This is a genomic window from Methylobacterium sp. PvR107, from assembly GCF_017833295.1.
Classification (GTDB): Bacteria; Pseudomonadota; Alphaproteobacteria; order Rhizobiales; family Beijerinckiaceae; genus Methylobacterium.
Genome location: NZ_JAFIBW010000001.1, coordinates 2,674,167 through 2,700,633, shown reverse-complemented (window position 1 = coordinate 2,700,633; position 26,467 = coordinate 2,674,167). Strand labels below are relative to the sequence as shown.

At 70.5% G+C, this 26,467-nt stretch carries 26 protein-coding genes; 14 read left to right on the top strand and 12 right to left on the bottom strand.

The features are described from left to right. Positions 1 to 106: 106 nt before the first annotated feature. The 4 genes from JOE48_RS12625 (at position 107) to JOE48_RS12610 (ending at position 5,020) form a co-directional block, all read left to right on the top strand. Positions 107 to 868 (top strand): response regulator, encoded by a 762-nt coding sequence (locus JOE48_RS12625; RefSeq protein WP_210030199.1) that lies wholly within the window; start codon positions 107 to 109, stop codon positions 866 to 868. Positions 869 to 870: 2 nt separating this feature from the next. Next, the gene (locus JOE48_RS12620) at positions 871 to 1,872 is read left to right on the top strand and encodes a cytochrome-c peroxidase (RefSeq protein ID WP_210030198.1); all 1,002 of its coding nucleotides are present in this window, start codon (positions 871 to 873) and stop codon (positions 1,870 to 1,872) included. Continuing rightward, a complete protein-coding gene (locus tag JOE48_RS12615) occupies positions 1,869 to 4,358 on the top strand; it encodes a two-component system VirA-like sensor kinase (protein ID WP_210030197.1) in 2,490 nt (829 codons plus the stop codon). Before JOE48_RS12620 ends, JOE48_RS12615 begins: the two co-directional genes overlap by 4 nt. A 503-nt stretch (positions 4,359 to 4,861) precedes the next feature. After that, the gene (locus tag JOE48_RS12610; RefSeq protein WP_210030196.1) at positions 4,862 to 5,020 is read left to right on the top strand and encodes a hypothetical protein; all 159 of its coding nucleotides are present in this window, start codon (positions 4,862 to 4,864) and stop codon (positions 5,018 to 5,020) included. Positions 5,021 to 5,316: 296 nt separating this feature from the next. On the opposite strand, the gene JOE48_RS12605 is transcribed toward JOE48_RS12610, so the two are convergent. After that, on the bottom strand, positions 5,317 to 5,655 hold the full coding sequence (locus JOE48_RS12605; RefSeq protein WP_245253274.1) for a hypothetical protein: 339 nt from the start codon (positions 5,653 to 5,655) through the stop codon (positions 5,317 to 5,319). An 868-nt stretch (positions 5,656 to 6,523) separates the two neighbouring features. Here JOE48_RS12605 and gpmI point away from each other — a divergent pair. From gpmI to JOE48_RS12590, 3 genes are all read left to right on the top strand, one after another. Next, on the top strand, positions 6,524 to 8,035 hold the full coding sequence (gpmI, locus tag JOE48_RS12600; RefSeq protein WP_210035726.1) for a 2,3-bisphosphoglycerate-independent phosphoglycerate mutase: 1,512 nt from the start codon (positions 6,524 to 6,526) through the stop codon (positions 8,033 to 8,035). A 132-nt stretch (positions 8,036 to 8,167) separates the two neighbouring features. Beyond that, positions 8,168 to 9,583: a lipopolysaccharide biosynthesis protein gene (locus JOE48_RS12595; RefSeq protein ID WP_210030195.1), complete on the top strand. Its 1,416-nt coding sequence runs from the start codon at positions 8,168 to 8,170 to the stop codon at positions 9,581 to 9,583. A gap of 9 nt (positions 9,584 to 9,592) precedes the next feature. Next, complete coding sequence (locus JOE48_RS12590; protein WP_210030194.1) at positions 9,593 to 10,786, top strand: GNAT family N-acetyltransferase; 1,194 nt, start codon at positions 9,593 to 9,595, stop codon at positions 10,784 to 10,786. On the opposite strand, the gene JOE48_RS12585 is transcribed toward JOE48_RS12590, so the two are convergent. The 4 genes from JOE48_RS12585 to JOE48_RS12570 all read right to left on the bottom strand — a co-directional run bounded on the left by JOE48_RS12585 (position 10,722) and on the right by JOE48_RS12570 (position 13,893). Next, a complete protein-coding gene (locus JOE48_RS12585) occupies positions 10,722 to 11,078 on the bottom strand; it encodes a hypothetical protein (RefSeq protein WP_210030192.1) in 357 nt (118 codons plus the stop codon). The two genes, JOE48_RS12590 and JOE48_RS12585, sit on opposite strands and share 65 nt — an antisense overlap. Before the next feature lie 18 nt (positions 11,079 to 11,096). Further along, a complete protein-coding gene (locus JOE48_RS12580) occupies positions 11,097 to 11,324 on the bottom strand; it encodes a hypothetical protein (protein ID WP_210030190.1) in 228 nt (75 codons plus the stop codon). 481 nt (positions 11,325 to 11,805) lie between these two features. Continuing rightward, complete coding sequence (locus tag JOE48_RS12575) at positions 11,806 to 13,233, bottom strand: protein adenylyltransferase SelO (RefSeq protein WP_210030188.1); 1,428 nt, start codon at positions 13,231 to 13,233, stop codon at positions 11,806 to 11,808. A 189-nt stretch (positions 13,234 to 13,422) separates the two neighbouring features. After that, the gene (locus tag JOE48_RS12570) at positions 13,423 to 13,893 is read right to left on the bottom strand and encodes a tRNA (cytidine(34)-2'-O)-methyltransferase (RefSeq protein ID WP_210030186.1); all 471 of its coding nucleotides are present in this window, start codon (positions 13,891 to 13,893) and stop codon (positions 13,423 to 13,425) included. 179 nt (positions 13,894 to 14,072) lie between these two features. Between JOE48_RS12570 and JOE48_RS12565 the strand changes: the two genes are divergently transcribed. Further along, positions 14,073 to 14,570, top strand: a complete 498-nt coding sequence (locus JOE48_RS12565; RefSeq protein WP_210030185.1) for a PRC-barrel domain-containing protein — start codon at positions 14,073 to 14,075, stop codon at positions 14,568 to 14,570. Between the two features lie 113 nt (positions 14,571 to 14,683). After that, positions 14,684 to 15,265 (top strand): SCO family protein, encoded by a 582-nt coding sequence (locus JOE48_RS12560; RefSeq protein ID WP_210030184.1) that lies wholly within the window; start codon positions 14,684 to 14,686, stop codon positions 15,263 to 15,265. A 123-nt stretch (positions 15,266 to 15,388) separates the two neighbouring features. On the opposite strand, the gene JOE48_RS12555 is transcribed toward JOE48_RS12560, so the two are convergent. Then, positions 15,389 to 16,027 (bottom strand): PilZ domain-containing protein, encoded by a 639-nt coding sequence (locus tag JOE48_RS12555; RefSeq protein ID WP_210030183.1) that lies wholly within the window; start codon positions 16,025 to 16,027, stop codon positions 15,389 to 15,391. Between the two features lie 198 nt (positions 16,028 to 16,225). Further along, positions 16,226 to 16,825 (bottom strand): PAS domain-containing protein, encoded by a 600-nt coding sequence (locus tag JOE48_RS12550; RefSeq protein ID WP_210030182.1) that lies wholly within the window; start codon positions 16,823 to 16,825, stop codon positions 16,226 to 16,228. Positions 16,826 to 17,178: 353 nt separating this feature from the next. Between JOE48_RS12550 and JOE48_RS12545 the strand changes: the two genes are divergently transcribed. Further along, positions 17,179 to 18,000 (top strand): rhomboid family intramembrane serine protease, encoded by an 822-nt coding sequence (locus JOE48_RS12545; protein ID WP_210030181.1) that lies wholly within the window; start codon positions 17,179 to 17,181, stop codon positions 17,998 to 18,000. Between the two features lie 131 nt (positions 18,001 to 18,131). Continuing rightward, the gene (locus JOE48_RS12540) at positions 18,132 to 18,563 is read left to right on the top strand and encodes a CBS domain-containing protein (RefSeq protein WP_210030179.1); all 432 of its coding nucleotides are present in this window, start codon (positions 18,132 to 18,134) and stop codon (positions 18,561 to 18,563) included. Positions 18,564 to 18,729: 166 nt separating this feature from the next. On the opposite strand, the gene JOE48_RS12535 is transcribed toward JOE48_RS12540, so the two are convergent. The 5 genes from JOE48_RS12535 to JOE48_RS12515 form a co-directional block, all read right to left on the bottom strand. Further along, the gene (locus JOE48_RS12535) at positions 18,730 to 20,301 is read right to left on the bottom strand and encodes an alkaline phosphatase (protein ID WP_210030177.1); all 1,572 of its coding nucleotides are present in this window, start codon (positions 20,299 to 20,301) and stop codon (positions 18,730 to 18,732) included. 79 nt (positions 20,302 to 20,380) lie between these two features. Further along, entirely contained in the window at positions 20,381 to 20,815 is a 435-nt protein-coding gene (locus JOE48_RS12530) for a tellurite resistance TerB family protein (protein WP_210030176.1), read from the bottom strand. Between the two features lie 84 nt (positions 20,816 to 20,899). Then, positions 20,900 to 21,109: a DUF3606 domain-containing protein gene (locus JOE48_RS12525; protein ID WP_210030175.1), complete on the bottom strand. Its 210-nt coding sequence runs from the start codon at positions 21,107 to 21,109 to the stop codon at positions 20,900 to 20,902. 233 nt (positions 21,110 to 21,342) lie between these two features. Continuing rightward, entirely contained in the window at positions 21,343 to 21,564 is a 222-nt protein-coding gene (locus tag JOE48_RS12520; RefSeq protein WP_210030174.1) for a YbdD/YjiX family protein, read from the bottom strand. A gap of 8 nt (positions 21,565 to 21,572) precedes the next feature. Next, positions 21,573 to 23,633, bottom strand: coding sequence for a carbon starvation CstA family protein (locus tag JOE48_RS12515; RefSeq protein WP_210030173.1), 2,061 nt, complete (start codon positions 23,631 to 23,633; stop codon positions 21,573 to 21,575). Positions 23,634 to 23,846: 213 nt separating this feature from the next. Between JOE48_RS12515 and JOE48_RS12510 the strand changes: the two genes are divergently transcribed. The 3 genes from JOE48_RS12510 to JOE48_RS12500 are packed head-to-tail and all read left to right on the top strand — an operon-like array spanning position 23,847 to position 26,424. Next, on the top strand, positions 23,847 to 24,044 hold the full coding sequence (locus JOE48_RS12510; protein ID WP_210030172.1) for a DUF3311 domain-containing protein: 198 nt from the start codon (positions 23,847 to 23,849) through the stop codon (positions 24,042 to 24,044). Further along, positions 24,034 to 25,524 carry a monocarboxylate uptake permease MctP gene (gene mctP / locus JOE48_RS12505; protein WP_210030171.1) on the top strand — a complete coding sequence of 497 codons (1,491 nt, stop codon included), beginning with the start codon at positions 24,034 to 24,036 and terminating at the stop codon, positions 25,522 to 25,524. The genes JOE48_RS12510 and mctP overlap by 11 nt, the downstream gene beginning before the upstream one ends. 12 nt (positions 25,525 to 25,536) lie before the next feature. Further along, the gene (locus JOE48_RS12500; RefSeq protein ID WP_280921368.1) at positions 25,537 to 26,424 is read left to right on the top strand and encodes an NAD(P)-dependent oxidoreductase; all 888 of its coding nucleotides are present in this window, start codon (positions 25,537 to 25,539) and stop codon (positions 26,422 to 26,424) included. Positions 26,425 to 26,467: the final 43 nt, after the last annotated feature.

Sequence of the window (26,467 nt, the reverse complement as noted above, 5' to 3'; positions counted from 1 at the left end):
GTCTCCCGGTCGGCGGTGTCTCCCGACCCGGGCGGCGCTCACGCGCCCCGAGCCGGCGCATCGAGATCGTGCCGTCGCGGCAGGCTGCCGCGAACCGGAGGTGGCCATGATCGAACCCAGTCTGGATCGGGGTCAGGGTCGGAGCGCGCGTCCCGGCGCGACGCGCATCCTCCTCATCGAGGACGATGCCGGCATGCAGCGCATCGTCTCGGACCATTTTGCCGACCACGACGTCGACGTCACCCCGGCGATCAACCGGGCGGAGGCGGAGAAGCGGCTCGCGGAGGATGATTTCGACCTCGTTGTGCTCGACCTGCGGCTGGGCTCGGAGAACGGTCTCGACCTGCTGCGCGACCTGCGCGCCCGGAGCGACCTGCCGGTGATTATCACCACCGGCCACCGCCGGGACGAGATCGACCGGGTGATCGGCCTCGAACTCGGCGCCGACGATTACCTCGTCAAACCCTACGGGCTGCGCGAGCTGCTCGCGCGGGTGCGGGTCATCCTGCGCCGGGCCGAGGTCGCGCCCGCCCCGGCCCGGGTTCAGGATTCCCATCGCAGCCGCTTCGACGGCTGGGTGCTCGACCGGCGCCGGAGGCGACTTGCCAACCCCGCCGGCGCGGATGTCGCGCTGAGCAAGGGCGAGTACGCCCTGCTGGTGGCCTTCCTCGACGCGCCCCAGCGCCCGCTGAGCCGCGAGCAGCTCCTGCAGGCCACGCGCGTCCACGAGGACGTGTTCGACCGCAGCATCGACGTCCAGATCCTGCGGCTGCGCCGCAAGCTGGAGGCGGACCCGAGCGCGCCGCGCCTGATCGTCACCGAGCGCGGCATCGGCTACGTCTTCGCCGCGCCGGTCGAGAAGCTGTAGCCGTGGCCCCACCGCGCCTCGCCCGTTCCCGCGCGGCGGCTCTCGCGGCCGGCCTCGTTGGCAGCGCCCTGGCCATCCTGCCGCCTCTCGCCCAGGAGCAGCCGGTCGGCAGCCCGCTGACCGCCGACGCCGTGGAAGCGCTGGACGTCATCACGCCCGTCCCGAGCAGCCTCGGGGCGGATCCCGACCGGGTCGCCCTGGGCCGGATGCTGTTTTCCGACACCCGGCTGTCGCGCCGGGGCGACCGGGCCTGCATCAGCTGCCACGACATCCGCAGCAACGGGGCGAGCGCCGTCGCCCGGAACCTCACCACCGATGGCACGCCGGTGCCGCGCAACACGCCCACGGCCTTCAACGCGGCGCTGAGCTTCCGTTTGGGCTGGGCCGGCGACATCCCGACCCTGCACGATCAGGCCGAACTCGCCCTAACGCGGGCGGAATTCCTGGGCGGCTCCTGGCCCCGGATCCTCGACACGGTCCACGGCGACCCGGTGCTCGCCGCGCTCTTCCAGGCCGCCTACGGCCACGCGGCCGACCGGGAGGCGGTGATCGACGCGATCAACAGCTTCGAGCGCAGCCTGCTCACCCCGGACAGCCGCTTCGACCGCTGGCTGCGCGGCGACGTCGACGCCATCACCCAGGCGGAGCGGGCGGGCTACGCCCTGTTCCGGGGGATCGGCTGCGCGGCCTGCCACCAGGGCGTCAATGTCGGCGGCAACCTGTTCGAGAAGGTCGGGATCTTCGTCACGATCCCCAACAAGTCCGCCGAGGTGCTGCGGGTGCCGAGCCTGCGCAACGTCGCGGTCACGGCGCCGTACTTCGACGATGGCGGCGTCGCCACGCTCCCCGAGGCGGTGCGGCTCATGGCCCGGGCGCAGCTCGGCCGGGAGCTGACGGCGTCGCAGACCGCCTCGATCGTGGCGTTCCTCGGGACGCTCACCGGCTCCTATGCGGGACGCCCGCTCACGGCTCCGAACGCGCCCGGCGCCGCGCCGCAGCCATGAGGCTGACCGTGCAGGCCGCCGTGCTCGGCGTGCTCTTGGCCGGGCTGCTCACGTGGCTCATGATCAACGGCAAGGGCGAGATGGACGCCGCCTACGTGCAGACCCAGCGCACGACCGACGCCCTCGCGCTCGCCGAATCCCGGATGCAGCACGACGTGCTCCGGGCGCGGACCGGGCTCCTGCGCAATTACGATCAGATCGTGGCCCATCTCCGGGAGATGCAGGCGGCGCTCGCCGGCATACGGGCGGCGAGCGGGCCGGACGACGGCGAGGTGCGCGCCCTCGCCGAGGCGATCAACCGGGAGGCGCAGATGGTCGAGCGCTTCAAGACCGGCAACGCCCTCGTGCAGAACTCGATCGCCTATTTCGACTCCCTCAGCGACCGCCTGTCCGAGCCGGACATCGACCCCTGGCTCGCCCGCGCGGTCGCCGCCCTTCAGATCCGGGTCTCGGAACTCGCCCGCGAATCCAGCCCCAGGCGCCTCGACGACATCCGCGCCCGGCTCGACGCCCTGGCGGCGGTCAGCCATCCGGCGGATCGGGGGGCGGACATCGCCGCCATCGTCCTGCACGGGCGTCAGCTCCTCGACCTGCTGCCGCAGGTCGACACCGTCACCCGCTCCCTGCCGGCCTCGTCGAGCGAGGCGGCGCGGCAGGCTTTCCTGGAGGCCCGCCGCGCCGCGAAGGATGAGCGGCAGGGGCGCGCCGACGGGTTCCGCCTCGCGCTCTACGCAGCGGCCCTCGCCCTGGTGGCGCTTGTCGTCCGCGTGGGCCTGCTGATGCGGGCGGGGACCCTCGTCCTGCGCCGGACGGTCGCTTTCCAGTTCGTCGTCGCTCAGGCGGCCAACCGCTTCCTGGCGAGCCAGCCGGACGAAATCTCCGCGTGCATCGGCGAGGTTCTCGCCATGATCGGGGAAGGGTTGGGCGTGGACCACAGCTACGTCCTGATGCTCGACGGGACCGAAGCGGTCTATCTGTGGAGCCGGCCCGGCCGGCCGCAGCCCCGCGACTGGCCCGAGGCGCAGCGCGCCCTGATCCCCGCCATTCTCGCCGCGCCCGACGATCACTTCTTCGTCGAGACCGGAGAGGGGACCGGACCGCCGGCCCTGCTGCAGGTCCTGGCCGCGCGTGGCGTCCTTTCATGGACCTGCGCGCGGCTTCGGCGCGGGGAGCGCGTCGTCGGCGTGATGTGCTTCGAGCGCACCAGCGCGCGGCCGGCCTGGCTGCAGCACTCGCGCGGCCTGCTGCAGATCGGGGCCGACAGCTTCGGAGCCGCCCTGGAGCGTCAGCATGTCTGGGCCGAGCGCCGCGAGATCGAGGCGACCCTCCGGCGCGCGCAGCGCCTCGAAGCGATCGGGATCTTCGCCAGCGGCGTGGCGCACAACATCAACAACGTGCTCAACGTCATGCTCGGCCATGCCGAGATCGCCGCCGACGCCCTGCCGGCCGACCCGCACCGGGCCGCCCGGCAGATCAATCTGCTGGTTCAGGCGGGGGGCCGCGCGCACGAGATCGCGGGGCAGATTCTCGACTACGGTCGTCGGGGCGGTGCGACGCAGAGCACGAGCGCCGTCGATGCGATCGTCGCCGAGACGGTCGCCCAGATCCGGGCCTCGACCGCCGAACGGGCCGCGATCCGCCTGACCGGGGCTGCCCAAGGTGCGGTCGTCGACGGCGAGCCGGCGCAGCTGCAGCAGGTGGTCCATAACCTGATCCGCAACGCCATCCAGGCTTCCGACCCGGGCAAGGCGATCGACGTGCAGCTCGAACGCGTCCGCCTGTCCGAGGGGAGGACGCTCTCGCACGGTGAGCTATCCCCCGGCGAACACGTCCGGATCCGCGTGGCCGATACCGGCCGCGGGATGGACGAGGCCACGCTCGCGCGGATCTTCGAACCGTTCTTCACCACCCGTCCGGCCGGCACCGGCCTCGGGCTCGCCACCGCCTTCGAGTTTGTCCAGGAACAGGACGGCGCCTTCCATGTTCGCAGTGCGCAGGGGGTGGGCAGCGTGTTCGAGGTGTGGTTGCCCGTACGCCCGCAGACCGAGCCCGGTGTCCAGGCCGCCGGCGGCACCGTGATGATCGTCGGCGGTGCGCGCGCCGCGGTGCAGGAGGATGAAGAGACGCTCGCGGCCTTGGGCTACGAGCCGATCGGCTACACGGACCCGGAAGCGGCGCTGACGGCCCTGCGCGCGGAGCCAGGGCGCTTCGATCTGCTGATCGTCGAGAACCGGCCGTCGGGCCCTTTGGGCCTCGCCTTCGCCCGCCGCGCCGCCCGGATCGTGGATCGTCCGATCGTGCTCTCGCTCTCGGCTGCGGACACGGTCAGGCCGGAGGTTCTCTCAGCCATCCCGATTGTCGACGTGGCCCGCCGACCATGGCGTTCGACCGCCCTAGCACTCACGCTGCGGCGACATCTGGGCTCCGAGACGCGCGGCGCATCGCCTCGGCGCAAGGCGGTCGAGAACCGGGCGGCGTCGCGGTAGCGGTTGCTGACGGAGTCTCGCATCCGGTTCGCAGATTGAAAACGACCGCGGCAAGCTGCCATGCGTCAGGTCATCGACGCGGATCGACCATCCACACCCGCCAGCCTCTAGCAACGCCCTCGAAACGTCGGCGGCCGTGAATGCATAATTCTTGCATCCGGCGAGCGTCGAGCCTCCTCTCGACCTCCACGCTCGCTCCGAGGCCATTCCCCCCAGACTGAGGGGCGGGCGTGGGTGCCCGACCGGGCATCGCGTCTCTGCATAGGTGAGAGACCGGCACTCAGATCGTCCATCGTGCCGGCCGGTCGGATAGGTGCCGCTCGCCACGCCCGCCTGATGATTCCTCCGGATGACCCAGGCGGGCTTGGCTGTGCGATCCGTACCCCGCCATCCGGATGACGGGTGCGCGCCTGCCGGAAGAGGAATTCCTTAAAGTCTGCGGGCGCAACCTCGCCGTTTCGACGCTCTTGCGGGCGTTCAGCCTGGGCGCCGGGGCACCTGCCATGACCATCCTGAGTCTGTTCTGCCTGCTCTCGGGTGTGGTGCTGGCCGGTCTGGCTCCGCGCCGCTCGGTTCAGCAGGCCGCTCTGGAGAGCGCGGGCGGCGGCCTCTTCGTGCTCGGCCTCGTCATCATCGGCGCAGGCCTGCCCCTGTTCCGGTAGCCGGCCCGCCCCGCATCACGGCCCGTGCACTCCAGGCTTATCCGATGCCGGATCGAGGGATGTTCGCTCGAAAAGCGCCGCTATGGTGCGCTGAAATCCAACGCGTTATTTTTTTCGTTCGCGTAAATCCGGAGTCAATCTTCGTCCGTGGCGGCCGACCGGGCAGCGATTCGTGAACAGCGTGGCGCCGGCCTCGCCACCGCGGCGGACTTGATCGTCCAGACCGTCCTCGACACGCGGTGCCGGCCGTATCTCGACGCTTTCGCGAGCCCCCGGCCTCGTCATCAAGGCCGCGCTCAGCCTCGCCTTCGCGACGCGACAGGCGCCTCTTTGCAGGCACCCTCATCACCGCCATCCCGGACGGCCGCGACATCGGACCGGACGTCGTCCAGCGCGCAGCGGACGCGTTCCATGGCCGTCGCGACCATCTCGGCCGGGTATGGGGCCGCCGGGTCCTGCGCATCCTGGCAGAAGCTGTCCACCAGGTAGGGCATCATCTTGTCGTGAAGCACCGCGTAGGCGCCAGGATTGGACAATTCGTAGACCACCGCCAGGGCGTGATACGCCCGGACAAGGACCTCGAGCGCGACATCGTCGCCTTGCGCGTTTCGGTCACAATCATCGCCGTCCATCATCACGCTTAAGAATTTATTGCCGTCCTTCCACCGGGTAACATGCCCTATTAAGACTGTCGATACTTTCGGTGAAGTCAATCGCGGAACCCATAGTCACGTTCCCGTTCTCCAGATTATCGTAAATAGACCGCAATATTAGATGATTTTGGCGGCCGATGCCAAATAATGATTTGATCACGTCCGTGCCGGGACGGTCGAGCCAACGTTGCGATCCTGTTCTCCGCCTCGGCGAGGACGCTGCTCGCGAGAAGATTTGCGCGTTCGACCGTGTCGGCGGGCGCGTTTCGCTCCCGCTCGTTTCCTCAACGATGCGGACATTCTCTTGGACGAAGGTGCGAATCTTCTGCTGGACCTCGCTGAACGCGCCCGGACGCGCCGTCCCATCGAGCAGGGCCAGGGCTCGATAGGCGCGACCGACCATGTCGCGCGCCAAACTCGTACGCGTCGCTGCGTTTGCCGACCCTCCGGGCGGCATGGCGCGCCTCGCCGTCAGGATGATCTGACGGACCTGGCACGTTCTCCGCCACGACGCGCATTGTCCCGGCGGCCCTCCAGCATGACGACGCTCGTCACGTGCGGCGGTTGGCGCGGGCGGCGGGATGGTCGGTAATCCAGGGTCTGTCAAACGGCCCTGACACGGGAGCACGTGGCCCTTGCCCCAGCAGGTGCCGGACAAATCGGCGCTCCTGGGACATCGCGGACTTGTCGGATGCCTGACGCTCGCACGCACCCGTCGTCGATTCCACATGCTCTGCTGTAGTCTCGCGCGTTCAAGCCGATTATCGACACGCGCACGGGGCCGGCCGCGCGCGGTGCGCCCAAGTCCAGGAGAGTCGTGACTGTGCCCGAGAGTACCCCGCGTCCCGTGATGCTCGTGATCCTCGACGGCTGGGGAATCCGGGACGCGGTCGCCGACAACGCTGTTCATCAAGCCAGGACGCCGGTTTTCGACGCGCTGATGCGGGAGCACCCGCGGGCGCAGCTGCGCACCTTCGGCGCCGATGTCGGCCTGCCCGAGGGACAGATGGGCAATTCGGAGGTCGGCCACCTCAATATCGGCGCGGGCCGCGTGGTCCTGCAGGACCTGCCGCGCATCGATTCCGCCGTCGCGGACGGCTCGCTGGCCACCAACCCGGTCCTTATCCGCTTCGTCGAGGCCCTCCGTGCGTCGGGCGGTACCTGCCACCTCGTCGGCCTGCTCTCTCCGGGCGGCGTCCATGCCCACCAGGACCACGCGGTGGCGTTGGGGCGCGTGCTGACCGCGGCCGGCATCCCGGTCCGTCTGCACGGGTTCACCGACGGACGCGACATGCCGCCCCGCTCGGCCGCCACCTGCATCGCCGCCGTGGAACCCGCGCTGCCCAAAGGCATGCGGATCGCGACCCTGTGCGGCCGCTACTTCGGGATGGACCGCGACCGGCGCTGGGAGCGGGTCCAGACCGCCTACGACGCCTTGGTCGACGCGCGCGGGACCCGCTTCGCCCGGGCCGGGCAGGCGGTCGCTGCGTCCTACGCGCAGGACGTCTCCGACGAGTTCATGCGACCCGCCATCATCGGCGACTATGCCGGGATGCGGGACGGCGACGGCATCCTGAGCTTCAACTTCCGCGCGGACCGGACCCGGCAGATCCTGGAGGCGCTTCTCGACCCGGATTTCGCGGGCTTTGCCCGCGGACGGACCGTCCGGTTCGCAGCCGCCCTCGGGATTGTGCAGTACAGCGTCGAGATCGACGCCTTCGCCGAGACCCTGTTCGGGCCGCTCGACCTGCCGAACGGGCTGGGCGAGACCGTGTCGCGGGCCGGGCGCACGCAGCTGCGCATGGCCGAGACCGAGAAATACCCCCACGTCACCTACTTCATGAACGGCGGCCGCGAGGTGCCCTTTGCGGGCCAGGATGCGGTTCTGGTGCCCTCGCCGAAGGTCGCGACCTACGATCTGCAGCCGGAGATGTCGGCGCCCGAACTCACCGACCGGGCCGTGGAGGCGATCGGCTCGGGCCGCTACGACCTGATCATCCTGAACTTCGCCAATCCCGACATGGTCGGCCATACCGGCATCCTCGCCGCCGCCGTGACGGCGGTGGAGACCGTCGACGCCTGCCTGGGCCGGGTGGTCGACGCGGTGACCAAGCAGGGCGGCGCCCTCCTCGTGACCGCCGACCACGGCAATTGCGAGATGATGCGCGATCCGGAGACCGGCGAGCCCCACACCGCCCACACCCTCAGCCCGGTTCCGGCGATCCTGGTCGGCCGGGCGGGGACGTCCCTGGCCGACGGCCGGCTGGCGGACGTGGCGCCGACGCTCCTCGACCTGATGGGCCTTGACCAGCCGGCCGAGATGACCGGGCGATCGCTGATCCGGATATCGGGCGGTCGCTGAAGGTCGGGTCGGCGGCACGCGGCCTGCAGCGCCCAGCCTGCCATGCGTGAGCCCCCTGGGAGACGTCCCGCCATGAACCCGGTCCGTCCCAGAGCGGTGCGAGGTCGTCGTGCGTCTGACCGATCGTAGGACATGATCGCCCGGCACAGCCTGATCTATGTCGGCTCGCGCGGCTTCGCGGCCGCCCTGAACATGGCCTCCGTGGCGGTGTTCACGCGGCTCGCGCCCGTGGAGAGCTACGGCACCTACCTGTACGTCCTGTCCTGGGCGCTGGTGCTCTACGGGGCGACCTGCCAGTGGCCGAAATTCGCGTTCTTCGCCCTGTACGACGAGGCGCGCGAGCCCGCGCAGGTCGGCACCGTGGTGCGGATCCTGGGGGGCACGCTGCTGCTCGCCGGCCTCGGCAGCGCCCTGGCCGCCGGCCTCGGGCTGATTCCGGCCCGGATGGCCGCCGCGATCCTGGCCCTGGCCTTCGGCACGACCCTGTTCGAGGGCTCGACCGAGATCGCGCGCACGCGCCTGCAGGCCGGGGCCGTGGCGGCCTCGGTGATGAGCCGGGCGGTTCTGATCCTCGGCCTCGGCAGCGCGGCTCTGCACCTTTCGGCCGACCCGCTGCACCTCGCCTTCGCGGTGGCCGCCGCCAATGCCCTCGCGGCGCTTCCGGCCGCCGCCACCATCGCGCCGATGATGCCAGGCCGCGGCAGCCGGGCCGAGGCCCTGCGCCTGTTCGCCTATGGCTGGCCGCTGGTGCTCTCCTTCGGGACGGCGGCGCTCGCCCAGAGCCTCGACCGGCTGATCATCGCCCACACGGTGGGGCCGGCGGGGCTCGGCGCCTACGGCGCCCTCGCCGACTTCCTGCGGCAGAGCTTCATCGTGTTCGGCGAGGCGATCGCCCTGTCGCTGATCTCGATCGCCAAGCGCGATGCCCGCGCGGGCGGCGTGGCGGCGGCGGCGCGGGTGCTGAGCGATGCCGCCCGGGCCATGACGCTGATCGCCGCCTTCGGAGCCGTGTTCTTCCTCTGCTTCGACGACATCGTGGTCGCGGTGCTCCTCGGGCCCGATTACCGGGCCGAGGCACAGCAGCTCGCCCCGGTGCTGGTCCTGGCGAGCATCCTGATGATGTTCCGCGCCTACTACTTCGGGCAGGTGATCTACTTCACCCGGACCAGCCGGCTCGAGGCGGCCGCCGCCTTCGCAACCCTGGCGGCCGTGGCCGTCCTCTCGCTCCTGCTGATCCCGGCGCTCGGCGCCACCGGGGCGGCCCTCGCCTTCGCGGGCGGGCAGAGCGCGGCCTGCCTCGTCCTGGTGCTCGGCGCCCGTCGGGCCGGCACGACGATGCCGCTGCCGCTCGCCGACATGGCGGGGATCGTCGGGATCGCGCTCGCCTGCGGCGCCGTGATGGCCGGGATCGGCCTGATGCCGGGCGGGCTGATGGTCCCCGGGCAGGGGCTGCGCATGGTCCTCCTTGCGGCCGCCGCAGGGGCGACCGCGTGGCGCTACGACGTGCTCGGCTTCGCCGGCGCGATCCGCCACCGACTCGCCGCCTGACGGGGCGCCATGCCGGATACCGCGATCCTTGCCTCAGGCCTCGTGGCGGCACTCCGCCCCCTCGACCCGTCGATGCCCTGGATCCCGGCCTGGCGGGCGCTCGCCGCCGCGGCCCTGGTCCGGAACCCGTTCTACGAGGCGGGCTACGCCCTCGCGGCCGGCGCTGCCTTCGGCGCGGGGGTGCGTCTCCTGCTCGTCGCCGACCGGCCCCCCGAGCAGCCGGGGGCGCGGCTCCTCGCGGCTTGGCCGTTCCGGGTCTCGTGGGGGCGCTGGGGGCTGCCGCTGCCGCTGCTGATGGGCTGGACCCACGGCTACTGCCCCTTCGGCGCGCCGCTCCTGGACAGGGCCGACCCGGCGGGGGCCCTGGCGGCGCTGCTCGCCGCCCCGGGGGCGCTCGGCCTGCCGCCGCGGCTTTACTGGCCGAACGCACCCGCGGACGGGCCGCTGATGGACCTTCTCGCGGCCTGCAATCCGCGCCGCGCCGCCTACTGGCCCCACGCGCGCGGGCTGCTCGACCTCACGGCGCACGCGCCGGAGGCCCGCACCGCCTATCTCGACCACCTCTCCGGGCCGCGTCGGCGCAAGCTGCGCCGCGCCCGTGCGCTCCTGGAGGCGGACGGCCCGGTCACGTTCGAGATCCTCGACGCACCCGCCGACCTCGGTCCCGCGCTGGATTCCTACGTCGCCCTCGAGGCGGCCGGGTGGAAAGGCCAGGCCGGCACGGGCCTGGGGCAGCGGCCGGAGGAGGTCGCGTTCCTACGCGCCGCCTTGGCCGATCTTGGCGCGGCGGGCGGGGTGCGCGTCGTCCGCCTGCGCCGGGGGGAGCGGACGCTGGCCGCCGCCATCGTGCCGGTCACCGGCGCCGAGGCCTGGGTCCTGAAGATCGCCCACGACGAGGCGCAACCGGAGGCCGCCCCCGGTGTCCAGCTCGTCCATCGCCTGACCGAGGCGGTGCTCTCCGGTGCGTTGGGGATCGACCGGATCGATTCCTGTGCGCCGCCGGACTTGGCCCTCGGCTCCACCTTCTGGACGGAGCGCCGGCCGATCGCTCATCTCCTGGTCGAGGCGGGGCGCGACAAATTGTTTCCGGTGGCCCAACGGCTGGAGCGGGTCCGCGAGCGCGTGGCCCGGGCGCGCCTCACCAGCCGAACCGGGCGATCTGCTCCAGCTTCGCCCGCGTCGCCGCCGCGTCCTGCCCGATGACGGCGATCCGGCCCGACAGGTCGTAGCAGGTCGCGCAGAACGGGAGCTGCAGCAGCGTGAACCCGTCGTCGCGCGCCCGGGCAACGGACGCGATCAGGCAGGGCAGGACCGGCTGATCCGCCGGGGCCGCAAGACAATCCGCCCGGGGGCTGCCGAAGACCGGACGGTTCGGCCAGGTCAGCAGCAGCGTGGTGCCGCCGCGACGGTCGGGTGCCGGGGGCAGAGTGTAGCTGCGCAGGAACAGCGCGCCGGCCGCGAGGACGAGCATCGGCAGGATCAGGGCTGTGCGCATCGCCGGCCTCCCAGCGCCTCAATCGCCTTCGTCGAAGCGGGAGCGATAGAACACCTCCCGGCCGGCGCCGTCGATCACCCGGACCGCCTGGGCCGGCTCGCCCGAACGCTGCGGCACCCGGGCGCGGGCGAACAGGCGCAGCGCCCGCTCCTGCGCGCTCTCCAGGCTGCCGACCCGCACGGAGATCCGCGTCTGGATCTCGTCGGGTTCGGGACCGAGGACTTCGATATGGAAGGTCTCGCGCAAGGTTGTCCGCCTGATCGAGGGGTTTTCAGTTCCGGATCGGAGTGTCCGGCCGAGGCGCGGCATACCACGATCCGCTCCGGGGCCGTCCGTATGCCCAGCGCCAGCCTACCAACACCGTCATCGCGAGCGGAGCGAAGCGACCCAGAGACGCGCCACGAGTTCGATCGTGGGGCTGCCGGATCGCTTCGCTTCGCTCGCAAGGACGGTGCGCGCGGCCGCTCTCGGGCTTGGACCCCTCTCGGAGACAGGCCGGTCCTGAGCGGAAGTCCAATTGCCCCGCAGCCGGTCAGGGCTCTATGACGGCGGTCCCGACCGAGGAGAGATCACCGGAGAACCCGTTGGACCCGCTCAAGGCCGCCGCCGCGACCCTTCTCTGCCTCGCCCTGTTCTGGCTGGCCTTCCGGCTGACGCGCCGGCTGGTCGATCTCGCCATCGCGGGGGGCTATGCCGAGGAGCGGCAGCGGCTGGCCGAAGAGGCGGCTCAGGCCGAGGCTGGCGCCGTGCCACAGGCCTCGGCCATCCTGGCCACCGCGGCGAGCTTGGCCTCGAACAGGGACCAGTCATCCGCCGCGGCGATCGGCGCCCACACGGCTTCGACCTCGTCGATCAGCAGGGTGCAGGGCGCCGCCGCGAAATAGGGATGGTCGAGCCGCGCACCGGCCACCGGCGCGAGCGGCTCCAGCGCGGCCCGCACCGGCGCGAAGGCCTCGGACCGATAGTAGACCGCGGCCGGCCCGGCCTCGGCCCGCGCGGCGCTCGCTACGCCGCCGTACCAGTCGAAGAAGAACCGCTCGAACGGTGCCCGGCTCTCGGCCAGGAACCGCCAGACGGCCGCCACCAGCCGGTCGGTCTCGGGCCGCGGCGCCTCGGCGAGCCCGAGCCGGCGGAACAGGCCGATCGCGAACGCCTCCTGCAGGGCCGGTCCGAAGCCCGAGAGGGCGGCTTCCAGCCGCGCCTGCGGCGCCAGCACCATCAGGCAGTCGGCGAGCCGGGCGAGGTTCCAGAACAGCGCCTCCGGCTGGCGGCCAAAGCTGTAGAGCCCGGTCTCGTCGAAATAGGCCGCGGTGAAGTCCGAGTCGAAATGCGGCAGGAAGCGCCAGGGCCCGTAATCGAAGCTCTCGCCGGTGACATTGATGTTGTCGGTGTTCAGCACCCCGTGGACGAAGCCCGCCGCCGCCCATTGCGCCCCCAGCCGGGCGACCCGGACGACCACGTCCTCCAGGAAGGCAACGCCCCTGTCCTCCAAGCTGTCGCGCCAGAGCTCCGGCCGGTGGGTCTCGATCGTGTGGTCGAGGAGCCGGGCGATGTTGTCGGGTTCGCCCGAGGCCAGGAAACGCTGGAAGCTGCCGATGCGGATATGCCCGTGGGACAGACGGACCAGCACGGAGGACCGCGCCGGCGAGGGCTCGTCGCCGCGCACGAGGTCCTCGCCGGTCTCGATCAGGCTGAAGCTCTTCGAGGTATAGACGCCCAGCGCCTCCAGAAGCGCGGTCGCCAGAACCTCGCGCACGCCGCCCTTCAGCGTGAGCCGGCCGTCGGCGCCGCGCGACCAGGGCGTCGTCCCGCTGCCCTTGGTGCCGAGGTCGAGGAGCCGCCCGTCCGCACGGTCATGGACCTGCGCGAAGAGAAAGCCGCGGCCGTCGCCGAGGTCCGGGTTGTACGCGCGGAACTGGTGGCCGTGGTAGCGTAGGGCCAGCGGGGTCTCGAAGCTGCCGGGCAGGGGCTCGAACCGGCCGAAATGGGCGATCCACTCGGCTTCCGAGAGGCCGCCGAGGCCGACCCGATCCGCCCAGGCCTGGTTGCGATAGCGCAGGATCGTCTCCGGGAACCGGGCGGGGGTGACGCGATCGAAGAAGGCGGGCCCGAGATCGGCGTGGCGTCGCGAGGGCTTGAAGGTGGTGTCGTCCATGCGGCGGCTTGTCTCTCCGGTCGGAAGGTAGATCTCCTCCTACAAAGCCGGCGGAACGGGATCCGTTGCCGATCCTGCCTCTGCAAGCGGGGCCAAGCCCTCCAGCGCAGCGGGACATCCGTCAGCGTGGCGCTACCGGGTTGCCGCGCTGCACGCGCAAGGATGGCGACCGATTGGGAGGCTTCGGTTCTAGATGGCCGCCGCCGGCGGTCCAGCCCCCTGCCGCAGCGCCTCGCCGGCGATCATCGCGGCCGCCACCGCGACGTTCAGCGAGCGCAGACCCGGCCGGATCGGCACCACCACCCGGGCGTCGGCCGCGGCGTGCACCGCGTCCGGCACGCCGGCGGATTCCCGCCCGACCATCAGGCAATCGCCGGGGCGGAAGGCGAAATCCGTATAGGGTCGCGCGCCCGCCGTGGTGGCGAGCACGAGCCGCAGCCCGGCCTCGGACCGCCACGCCTCAAAGGCCGCGAACGAGCGGTGCCGGGTGATCGCCACATGGTCGAGGTAGTCGAGACCGGAGCGGCGCAGGTGCCGGTCCGTGACGTCGAAGCCGGCCGGCTCCACGATCTCCACGGCGAGCCCGAGGCAGGCGGCCATGCGCAGCATCGTGCCGGTGTTCTGGGGGATGTCGGGCTGGTAGAGGGCGAGGCGGAGCATGGCGCCCGCCTTGTGGGCGGCCGGAGCCGTGCCGTCAAAGACCCGCGGCGGCGTCGCGCAGCCGGCAAAGCGCCGTGCCGGTCCCGCGGACCCGCCGAGGACGGGGGAACTTAAGGGCCGCCAGAACCTTAAGGCGGCGCCACCCCGTTCGCGGCCCGACGTCCGAAAGACCTGATCCGATGCGCACCCCGCTCCTCGCCTCGGCCCTGCTGCTGGCAGGGCTCGCCACAGCCTCAGCGCAGAATGCCGGCCCGGACAGCGGCAGCGCCGCGACGCCGGTGCCCGGCCAGCCCGCCACCATGGCCGACAACCTGCGCCCGACCTTCGTGGCCCAGACACCCGACGACATGGTCGCCAGCAAGCTGATCGGCTCGAGCGTCGTCAACGGCGCCAACGAGACGATCGGGCAGATCGCCGATTTCGTCCTCGATCAGAAGGGGGCAGTGAAAGCCTGGATCGTCGGCGTCGGCGGCTTCCTGGGGATCGGCTCGAAATATGTCGCGGTCGATCCCTCCGTGCTCAAGCTCAACCGGACCGACGACAAGACGCTCCAGGCGCGCATCGACACGACCAAGGATCAGCTGCGCGCCGCCCCGGAATACGTCTATCTGGGCAAGGAGCCGCCGAAGGGCGCCGCCCCGGCCGGTCCCGCGGGTGAGCCGGCGACGAAGCCCTGACGGGCCGCGCCAGCCGCGCCAGCCACGTCTGAGGGCCGGCGGCGCCGCGCCGGCTTGCGTCCGTGCGCCGTTCCGTGCTGTGCCAACCGCCGCACGGAGGTCGGAACCGTCACATGCGCCGCGCCCTCATCCCGCTTCTCGCTTTCTGTCTCGGCCTCGTCGGCATCACCGGGGCGGCGGTGTTCGCGTTCATGCCCGACCGGGCGCCGGTGGGTGTGCCCGGCGTCGGCGGCCCGTTCACGCTGATCGACCAGGACGGGCGCACGGTCACCGAGCGCGACTTCACCGGCGCGACCCACCTCGTGTTCTTCGGCTTCACCCATTGCCCGGACGTGTGCCCGACGACCCTGCAGCAGGTCTCGGATGTGCTCGCCGCCCTGGGACCGAAGGCCGAGCAGATGCGCGTCGCCTTCATCACGGTCGATCCCGAGCGCGACGACCCGGCGAGCCTGAAGACCTATCTGTCGAGCTTCGACCCGCGGATCACCGGGCTCACCGGCAGCGCCGAGCAGGTCGCCGCGACCGAGAAGGCCTATCGCGCCTATGCCCGCAAGGTGCCCGGCAAGGACGGCGACTACACGATGGAGCACACCGCCATCGTCTATGTGATGGACGGGCAGAACCGCTTCCTCGGCGCCCTGGACCTGTCGCGACCGGCGGCGGACACGGCCGCGCAACTCGCCAAGAAGATCTGAGTGGATCGGAGGAACGCCCCTCGAGCATTTTCGGCGGTTCGAGAGTCGGCAAAAATGCTCTAGCTTATTGATAATACTGCATTTTATTTCGCCGAACCGGTGAACACCTCGGCGAAAGATGCTCTACAGCGTCATCCCGGCATGGAAGCGGTCGGGGGAGAGCGGCAGCAGGAACTGCACGCCGAATCCGCCTTCGAAATAGCGCACCAGCCGCCCGGGGGTGCTGCCCACCGTCACGGGCGTGCCCAGAGGTGGGGTCAGCGGGCAGGTGATCGCGACGCCCGACATCGAGATGTCGATGAGCCGGGCCTGGACCTCATGGTCGCCGTCGATCCGCAGGATCACCACCGGCTGCGTCGGTACGAGACGCTCGTGGGAGCGCCCCTCCGGCAGCCCCAGCATCTCCCGGTTCGCCAGCCACGTCAGCTGGGAGGCGAGCTTGTCGCGCTTGCGGGGCGTGGCGTTGAGCTGGACTGCGAAGCCATCCGCGCAGTGTCGAGCGATGATGCCCTCGATCCGGCCGATATGTTCCAGGTAGAGCACCACGCGCTCGCCGACCTCGCCCTGCACCGCGCAGGTCAGCCGCACGCCGCCCGGCGACATGTCCACGGTCTGGCAGGGATATTCCCGACGGTCGGCCAGCATGTAGCGGCCCAGCACGGCGATCCGGACGCGTTGGTGACGACGCTGGTCGGCGGCGCCGCGCGCCGGCCGGAGCACGTCGCGTAGCCTGGTTCCAGCAAAGGCGTCGACCGCGATCATCCTGAGATTGGTCCTGCGCCGTCGTAATCGTCGCTGCAGACTAGGCACAGACTGTTACGAAACCATTGTCCGCAGGTTCACCGGCCGTCGAACGACCTGTTGCCGAGGGGGAGTAGGCGGACCCGCCAGCGGAACGACGTGGCCAACGTCAGGTAGCTGACCTCTGAGATCCAATTCGTCCCGGGGTCAAGGCGGTTTTCAGGCTCGACCGCCGGCATGCACGAGGAGGTGTCCGCGGCGTACGGGGCCAGGATAGCTGGTCGCGGTCCGGACGGCCGGCCGCGCGGGCATCCCGGCCTCGGGCCGGCGGCTCGGTAGGATGCGCAGGGAGGTCGTTTCCGCCTGCATCAGCGGTCGCAGGCCGATCCAGTGCGGCGTGCCGTCAAGGCTCAGCGCGCCGAGCGCGCGCACCTGCGTGCGACCGCGGTGGCGCAGCGGCAGGAGCAGGAGTTCGAGGTCCGCCGCCTCTCCGGCCGCGTTGGTGCCGCGCAGGCCAGCCACCACGCCGAGCGTGTCGCTGGCGACGATCTCGACGATCCGCCAGGGATCCGGAGCCTGCGAGCCCCAGAGTTGGGCGAAAGCCTGGCCCTTCAGTTCCCGCCCGTACAAGGCGCAGACCCGCGTGCCGGCGAGCCGGATCGTGGCCGAGCGGGCGGCCATATCGAGTTCCAGGATCAGGCTGTCGGCGAGGAGGTGGCGGATCTCGCCCGGCTCGATCTCGGCGCGCTCCGGCGCGGCGCGCTCTCCGCGCAGGCGCTCCCAGTAGGCGTGGAGCATACGGCTGGTGGGATGCTTCATCGGTGTCCCGACTCTAAACGCCTGTGTTCGATCCCTGGATCATTCTGGCACATCCGCGAGGCTGTGGCCGGTCGATCCGGGCGCTCGCGGCGGCAGGGCGCATGGGCCGTGCCGCCCGGGCTGAGACGCGTCTGCGGTGCTGCATCGGGCTCAGGGCCGGCGCCTGAGGCATTGCGGATCGAATCAGCGACGCGTCCGGCGAGAGACCTGCGCGAAGCCACCGCACTTTACAACCAGCTTGGCCAGCGCCGCCCGATATGGGCCGACAAGTCCATCGGCACCATTCTCATCCGGCCGATTCAATACGTCGCCGGGACTTGCCCTGCCGGCCACAGCCCCGACATGGTGCCGCGATGGACGCCTCCCCCGATTTCCCGCGGCAGAGCCGCGTGCCCGTGTTCAACATGCCGGGGGTGGTGACACTCGCGATCGGGCTGCTGCTGGCGATCCAGGCGGTGCGCGAGTTCCTGCTGCCGGATACCTGGGACATCCGCCTCGTCCTCGACCTCGCGCTGGTGCCGGCGCGCTGGACCGTGTGGTTCGATCCCGGACGCGCGTCCGAGGTGATCCGCGCCGCCGCCGATACCGCCGATCCCAGCCTGGAGGCCGCCCGCGAGGCCTTCGCCCGCTACATCGTGGGGGAGCACGCGCTCCAGCCCTGGACGCTGGTCACCTACGCGCTGCTGCACGGCTCGTGGATGCACGTGATCTTCAACTGCGTCTGGCTCGCTGCCTTCGGCTCGCCGGTGGCGCGGCGCTGTGGGGCCCTGCGCTGGGGCGTGCTCGCGCTGGCCGGCGCGGCGGCCGGCGGCCTGCTCCACCTGCTGATCGATCCCTTGAGCGCGGGGCCGCTGGTCGGCGCCTCGGCGGGGATCTCGGCGCTGATGGCCGCGGCGGCCCGCTTCGTGTTCCAGCCGCCGGTCTCCGGCTACGGAGGCCCGTCCTGGCAGATGCCGCCGCACCGGCCCGCCGAGACGATCCCGGAGCTGCTGCGCAACCGGACGGCGGTCTCGTTCCTTGTGATCTGGCTTCTGACCAACCTGCTCTTCGGACTCGTCAGCATGCCGCTCGTCGGCGAGAGTGCGGCGATCGCCTGGGACGCGCATCTGGGCGGCTTCGTTGCAGGCTTCCTCCTCTTCCCCCTCGTCGACCCGCGAGCGCCGGGCCGGCACTGAGCACCTTGCCAACCGGCCGGATCAGTCACACACTCGCCACAATGTGAAAGAGCCGGGGACTACCCGGACGACAGCGCAACTCGGGCGCCGCGGGCTGACGGCGCACCGGACGCGTCACAAGGGAGAGAGTCATGAATGTCGCACGCATCCTCGCCGAGAAGGGCAGCTCCGTCGCCACCGTGAGCCCCGACAAGAGCCTCGAGGAGGTGATCCAGATCCTGGCCGACAAGCGGATCGGCGCCCTGGTGGTCGCCCAGGCCGACGGGTCGGTGGCCGGCATCATCTCCGAACGCGACATCATGCGGGCGCTGGCCGGGCACGGCGGCTCGGCCTTCGACGCGCCGGTCTCGGCCCACATGACAAGCGCGGTCACGACCTGCGGCAAGAGCACGACGATCGAGGAGGTCATGGCGCTGATGACCGACGGCCGCTTCCGCCACGTGCCGGTCTGCGAGGACGGCCGCCTGATCGGGCTCGTCTCGATCGGCGACGTGGTCGCGCGCAAGATCGCCACCGTCGAGGCCGAGCACCAGGCCCTGCGCGACTACATCACGATGGCGTAGGGGGCTGGGCTTGCACGGTTCCGCCTGCGCGAGGGCCGTCTCTCCCGGGCTCCGTAGGGGGAGCCCGGAATCCACGAGCACCGTAAGCGCCGTCCTGGGCACCGCGGCGTCTCTGGATCCCCGGCTGCACTGCGCGGCCCCGGGATGACGTGCACATGCCCCCGCCTCACGCCCTCGCCGGATCGAGCGTAACGTGCCAGAGGTCGGTGTCGGCCGCGTCCTTGAGGGTCACGGTCATCTGCTCGGTGGCGCCGTCGACCGCCACATGGCCGAAGAACTGGTAGCCGGCGGCCGGCGACAGGTTCACCTGGCCCTTCTCGGGCGCCTTCACGAAGCGCAGCTGCGGCCCGAACGTGTTGTCGAGGGCATTCGGCCCGAAGGTCCCGGCGTGCAGCGGCCCGGAGACGAATTCCCAGAACGGGTCGAAATCCTGGACCTGCGCCTTGTTGGGGTCGTAGTAATGGGCGGCCGTGTAGTGCACGTCGGCCGTCAGCCAGACCGTGTTGCGGATGCCGGCGCTCTTGATGAAGCGCAGGAGGTCGGCGATCTCCAGCTCGCGCCCGAGCGGGGGCCCGTCGCCCTGCGCCACCGCCTCCGAGCCGAAATTGCGGTCGGTGTCGTAGGTGACCACGAGGCCGAGCGGCATGTCGGCGGCGATCACCTTCCAGGTGGCGCGCGACGCGAGCAGCGCCCGCTTCAGCCACGCGAGCTGCTGCGGTCCGAGGAAGTAGGATTCGGGCCCGTATTCGGTCTGCCGGTTCTCGCCGTTTGGCCCCCGATAGGAGCGCATGTCGAGCATGAAGACGTCGACCAGCGGGCCGTAGCCGATCCTGCGGTAGACCCGCCCGGGCTCCGAGGGCTCGAACCGCATCGGCATGTATTCGTGGAACGCTTTGGCCGCCCGCAGCTGCAGGGCGAGCACGTTCGGATCGGCGTATTTCTTTTTGAGGTGCTCGGCCCGGGTCAGTGGCTCGCCCGGCCACCAGTTGTTGGTGACCTCGTGGTCGTCCCACTGCGCCAAGATCGGCACCGCGGCGTTCATCGCCAGAACGTTCCGGTCTGTGAGGTTGTACTTGTGCCGGCCCCGGAACTCCGCGAGCGTCTCGGCGGGCTTGGCGACCTCCTCGGTCACGCGGTTGCGCCACAGGCTGCCGTCGGGGAGCTTCACCTCGGATTGGATCGGCCCGTCGGCGTAGATCGTGTCGCCGGAATGGATGAAGAAGTCCGGACGGTTCTTCAGGATGGCGGAATAGATCGTCATGCCACCGCGGGCCTCGTCGATGCCCCAGCCCTGGCCCGCCGTGTCGCCCGACCAGCAGAACGACACGGAGCGCCGGTCCGCCGGCGCGGTGCGGAACCGCCCGACCTGTGCCTGGCCCACGATCGTCGGCGCGGCGATATCCTGAAGGCGGACCCGGTAGAACACGTCCTGGCCCGCCGGCAGTCCGGTCAGCGCCACCTTCACGGTGCCGTCGGTCTCGGGGAGCGCGTCGGCGAAGACGCCGCCGCGGATGTCCGAGAAGCTCTCGGTGGTCGCCCACTCGATGACCGCCCGGGCGGGCCGGTCCGAGCGCGCCCAGACCACCGCCGAATCGGTCCCGACATCGCCCGATTGCAGGCCGTGGGTCAGGATCGGCCGATCGGCCGCGCGGCTCAAACCGGGGCGCGCGAGGCCGGAGGCGACCCCGATGAGGCCGGCGCCTCCGGAGAGCAGGATCTGACGGCGACTCGCGGACATTGGAAACGCTCCAGCTGGCCGGGCGCCCATCGCAGGCGGCCACGACAGCGGGATGACATTCCTGGACCTGCGCTGCGGATCAGCGCAGCAATGCAGCCTTGTCCACCTGCAGCGCCGCCGCGATCTCGTCGAGCGCCTTATGCTCGACCGCGCTGATGCCGTCGAAATCGGCGACGTCGGCGCCGATCAGGAACACGTCCTGGCGCTGATCGATCGGCCGCTCCGCGATGGCGCCGACGAGGCGCAGGTTCTCCAGGCGCCCGGCGCGGGTCTTGGCCCGAGCGATCGCCTCGTAGAGTTCCTGCTCGACCCGCAGGGTGTCGTAGGATTTCTCGAGGATCGGGTTGGCGCGGATGCCGGCGATGGCCGACTCGATCTCCTCCTCGGCCACGTCGCCGTCGGCCACGATGACGTTGGCGGCGGACGAGACCGCAGCCTGCAGGAAGACCGCGTCGCCCGCATACGACATGATCGTGCGGCCGAACCGAAGGATGGCGTCCTGAAAAATGCTCATGCCGACCTCCCGTCGGACCGGAAGTGGCGGATATTGTGGCCGCCGAGTCAAGATCCGGCCGAGCTTGCCCCGGGGATGCCGGATTCAGGTCGCCGGTTCGTGGCCCGGCCAATCCCGTCCCAGATGGGCGGCCACACGGGCCGGCTCGTCCCCGACCTCCGCCACGGCGGCCTCGACCTGCTCCACCGGCACCATGAACCGGCGCGCCCAGTAGGCCCGCTCCCAGGCATGGGCGGTGTTGACGGCCCTCGGCTCCGTCGACCCGGTCCGGTCCTGCGCGCTGTCGTCGGTCATCGGCCTTCCGCATCCGGCGAGGACCGGACGGCCCTCCGGGGTGACAAACGCCGGTCGGGCCGGATCGGCTCCGTCGGCTCCGCACAGCAGCGGGGCTCGGTCTGCGGCGAAGACACGCCACCGTTCTTGCGAGCGGAGCGAAGCCATCCAGGGCCGCGCGAACTCTGTCGGCGTGGCGCCACTGGACGGCTTCGCTCCGCTCGCGAAGACGAACCGGCCCACCGGCCCGCCTGTCAGCAGCAGCGGAACCCGGACGTGTTGCCGACCCCAAAACGGGCGTTCTCCCGGTTGCGGAAGAATTCCACCTCGGTCATCGGCGCCCGGTCGGGATGGGTGCGGCGGATGTGATCGGCATACGCCGCGTAATCCCCCTGTCCGACCATCAGCCGGGCGCCATCGCAGACGCATTTGGACAGTGTCCGGAGCCGGTCCCGCAGGTTTGGCTGCTGCTGCATGTGGGGTCCTACTCCGCCGCGACGAGGCGCGGCTCGGTCTCCAGCGCGGTCCAGCGGTCCGCGCGCCAGGCCCTCAGGCAGGCGGCGATGCCGAAGCCCGCAATGGCGACGACGAGGCCGATGAACAGGGCCGCCAGCACCGCGTCGATCCGGTCGTTGAGGATGATCTGGCTCATCTGGTCGGCGTTCTTGGCCGGCGCCAGGATCTTGCCCTCGGCGGCGGCCGCGGCGTAGCGCTCGGCATGGGCCAGGAACCCGATCTTCGGGTCGGCGGAGAAGATCTTCTGCCAGCCGGCCGTCAGAGTGCACAGGCACAGCCAGGCGGTCGGGATGATGGTCACGAACGCGTAGCGCTCGCGCTTCATCTTGAAGATCACCACCGTGCACAGCGTCAGCGCCACCGCGGCCAGCATCTGGTTCGAGATGCCGAAGAGCGGCCACAGAGTGTTGATGCCGCCGAGCGGGTCGGTCACGCCCTGGTACAGGAAGTAGCCCCAGGCCCCCACCGAGATGGCGGTGGCTGCGATGCTCGGCCCCCACGACGTGGTGTTCTTGAACGACGGCACCGCGAGCGCGACGAGATCCTGCACCATGAACCGGCAGGCGCGCGTCCCCGCATCCACCGCCGTGAGGATGAACAGGGCCTCGAACAGGATCGCGAAATGGTACCAGAAGGCCATCATCGCCTTGCCGCCGATGGCCGACGAGATGATGTGGGCCATGCCGACGGCCAGCGTCGGGGCGCCGCCCGCGCGGGAGGTGATCGTGCGCTCGCCGACATCGGCGGCGGTCTGGGTGATCACCTCCGGCGTCGTGGCGAAGCCGAGCTTGGTCACCGCGGCGGCCGCGCTCTCGGGCGTGGTGCCGATGAGGGCCGCGGGCGAGTTCATGGTGAAGTAGACGCCCGGGTCGATCACGCAGGCGGAGACCAGCGCCATGATCGCCACGAAGGATTCCATCAGCATGCCGCCGTAGCCGATGAAGCGGGCATCGGCCTCGCTGGCGATCAGCTTCGGGGTGGTGCCCGACGAGATCAGCGCGTGGAAGCCCGAGACCGCGCCGCACGCGATGGTGATGAACAGGAACGGGAACAGGCTGCCGGCCCAGACCGGGCCGGTGCCGTCCACGAACTTGGTGACCGCCGGCATCTGCATGTGCGGCGCCACGAAGGCGATGCCCAGAGCGAGGCCCACGATGGTGCCGATCTTGAGGAAGGTCGACAGGTAGTCGCGCGGGGCGAGGAGCAGCCAGACCGGCAGGATCGACGCCACGAAGCCGTAGCCGATCAGCATCCAGCAGAGCTGCGGGCCCGTGAAGGTGAAGGCCGGCCCCCAGACCGGGCTCGACGCCACGGAGCCGCCGGCGACGATCGCCAGCATCAGCAGGACGAAGCCGAGGATCGAGACCTCGCCGATCTTGCCGGGCCGGATATAGCGCGAATAGACGCCCATCAGCATGGCGATCGGGATCGTCGACATCACCGTGAAGGTGCCCCAGGGGCTCTCGGCGAGCGCCTTGACGACGATCAGCGCCAGCACGGCGAGCAGGATCACCATGATCAGGAAGGTGCCGAACAGCGCGATGATGCCCGGTATGGTGCCGAGCTCGGCCCGGATCAGCTCGCCGAGCGACCGGCCGTCCCGGCGCATCGACACGAACAGGACCATGAAGTCCTGCACCGCGCCGGCGAGGACCACGCCGGCCAGGATCCAGAGCATGCCGGGCAGGTAGCCCATCTGGGCGGCGAGCACCGGCCCGACCAGCGGGCCCGCCCCGGCGATCGCCGCGAAATGGTGGCCGAACAGGACGCCGCGGTTGGTGGGCACGTAGTCGAGCCCGTCATTGTGGCGCAGGGCGGGCGTGGCGCGTTTCGGGTCCAGCCGCATCACCTTGTCGGCGATGAACTGGGAATAGTAGCGGTAGGCGATCAGGTAGACGCAGACCGCCGCGACCACGATCCAGAGGGCGTTGATGGTCTCGCCGCGCTGGCTCGCCACGATCGCCAGCGCCGCGGCGCCGAGCGCCCCTACGAGGGCCCAGGGCCCATGCCTGCCGATCGCCGTACCCATAGTCCGCTCCCTAAGCGCCGCCTCTGGCTCAAGCGGCCGTTCTGGCCCTCGGCCGGAATTCGTGGATCCCGTGCGACAGGTTCGGTTTATCCTATTCACCTCCCGTTGACGCAAGCGATCCGAGCTGTGATGCAGCGCTCCGGACCGCACGATGACTGCTCCCTGTAACAGCGGACATTCATCACGGACCTGCTCTCCTCACCGGGCCGGATCATGGAAACCCGACGCCGCTCGCCGCTGATGTGGCTCCTGCTGCTGCCCTTCCTCGGGCTCTTGTGGGTCCCGTTCTACAACCAGCACGATCCTGTATTGCTCGGTTTCCCGTTCTTCTACTGGTATCAGCTCGCCTGGGTGCCGCTGACCTCGCTGATCCTCTACGTCGTCTACCGGGCCGTGCGCGATGACCGCTGATCTCGATATCCCGGCGCTGTCGGTCTTCGTCTTCTTCTTCCTGCTCGTGACCGTGATGGGCTTCGTGGCCGCCCGCTGGCGCCGGCCTGAGACGCTCGCCCATCTCGACGAGTGGGGCCTGGGCGGGCGCAAGTTCGGGACCTGGATCACGTGGTTCCTGATCGGCGGCGACTTCTACACCGCCTACACGGTCATCGCGGTGCCGGCCCTGGTCTATGCCGTGGGCGCCTACGGCTTCTTCGCCCTACCGTACACGATCATCGTCTATCCGTTCGTCTTCGCGGTGATGCCTGTCCTGTGGCAGGCCGCCAAGGACAAGGGCTACGTCACGGCGGGCGACGTCGTGTACGGCACCTACGGCTCGCGGGCGCTTGAACTCGCGGTCGCCGTCACCGGCGTGATCGCCACCATGCCCTACATCGCGCTCCAGCTCATCGGCATGGAGGTGGCGATCAAGGCGCTGGGGCTTCACGGCGAGATCCCGCTGATCCTCGCCTTCCTGGTGCTGGCCTTCTACACCTACTCGTCCGGCCTCCGGGCGCCGGCGCTGATCGCCTTCGTCAAGGACATCATGATCTACGTCGTGGTGCTGGTGGCGATCGCGATCGTGCCCTCGAAGCTCGGCGGCTACGGCGCGGTGTTCGACGCGGCCGACGCCGCCTTCAAGGCCAAGGGCTCGGGCGGCATCCTGCTGAGCCCGGCGCAGATCCTGCCTTACGCCTCACTGGCGCTGGGCTCGGCGCTCGCGGCCTTCATGTACCCGCATACGCTGACCGGCATCTTCGCCTCCTCGGGCGGCAACACGATCCGCAAGAACGCCGTGATGCTGCCGGCCTACACGCTGCTCCTCGGCCTGCTCGCCATGCTGGGCTACATGGGCCACGCCGCCGGCCTGAAGGTGGCGAGCAACAACGACATCGTCCCGGCCCTGTTCAAGACCCTGTTCCCGAGCTGGTTCGCGGGCTTCGCCTTCGCGGCGATCGCCATCGGCGCGCTGGTGCCGGCGGCGGTGATGTCGATCGGCGCCGCCAACCTGTTCTCGCGCAACGTCTGGAAGGCCTACGTCAACCCGAACGTGACCTCGGCTGGCGAGGCGCAGGTCGCCAAGATCACCTCGATGCTGGTCAAGATCGGCGCGCTGGTGGCGATCCTGGTCCTGCCGACGCAGTTCGCCCTCGACCTGCAACTGCTGGGCGGCCTGTGGATCCTGCAGACCCTGCCGGCCCTGGTCTTCGGCCTTTACGTATCGTGGTTCCGCGCGCCGGCCCTGCTGGCCGGCTGGGCGGTGGGCTTCGTCGCCGGCAGCGCCATCGCGTGGTCGGACGGCTTGAAGCCCCTGCACACCCTGACGCTCGGCGACGCGAAACTCACGCTCTACACCGGGCTGCTGGCGCTCGCCGTGAACATCGTCGTGGCGGTGGTGGTCAATGCATCACTGAGCCTCGGCGGCCGCAGCCCCGCCGTCGCGGCGGGCCGCTGAGCCCCCGGAACCCTGTTTGAGGAGAGCACAATGGCGAAGGTCGCATTCCTGGGTCTCGGCGTGATGGGCGGCCCGATGGCCGGCCACCTCGCCAAGAAGGGTGGCCACGACGTCACCGTCTACAACCGCACCACGCCGAAGGCGGAAGCCTGGGTGAAGACCTATGGGGGCGCCTTCGCGCCCACGCCCCGGCAGGCCGTCGAGGGCGCCGAGATCGTGTTCGCCTGCGTCGGCAACGATGACGACCTGCGCAGCGTCGTGCTGGGCGAGGACGGGGCGCTCGCCGGCATGAAGCCCGGCGCGATCTTCGTGGACCACACCACGGCCTCGGCCGAGGTGGCCCGGGAACTCGCCGCCGCGGCCGAGGCCAAGGGTGTCGGCTTCATCGACGCCCCGGTCTCCGGCGGCCAGGCGGGTGCCGAGAACGGCGTGCTCACCGTGATGTGCGGCGGCGACGCGGCGACCTACGCCAAGGTCGAGGGCGCGATCGGGGCCTTCGCCCGGGCGTGCCGGCTGATGGGTCCGGTGGGGTCCGGCCAGCTCACCAAGATGGTCAACCAGATCTGCATCGCGGGCTTGGTCCAGGGCCTGTCCGAGGGTGTCCACTTCGCCAAGCGCGCCGGCCTCGACGTCGAGGCGGTGCTCGACGTGATCTCCAAGGGGGCCGCCGGCTCCTGGCAGATGGAGAACCGCGGCAAGACCATGAACCAGGGCAAGTTCGACTTCGGCTTCGCGGTCGACTGGATGCGCAAGGATCTCGGGATCCTGCTCGACGAAGCCCGGCGCAACGGCGCCAAGCTACCGGTCTCGGCCCTCGTGGACCAGTTCTACGCCGAGGTTCAGGCCATGGGCGGCAACCGCTGGGACACGTCGAGCCTGGTGGCGCGGCTGGAGCGCTGAGCTTCGCACGCTGGTACGCGGCCGCCGAGTCGGCAGGCTTAGG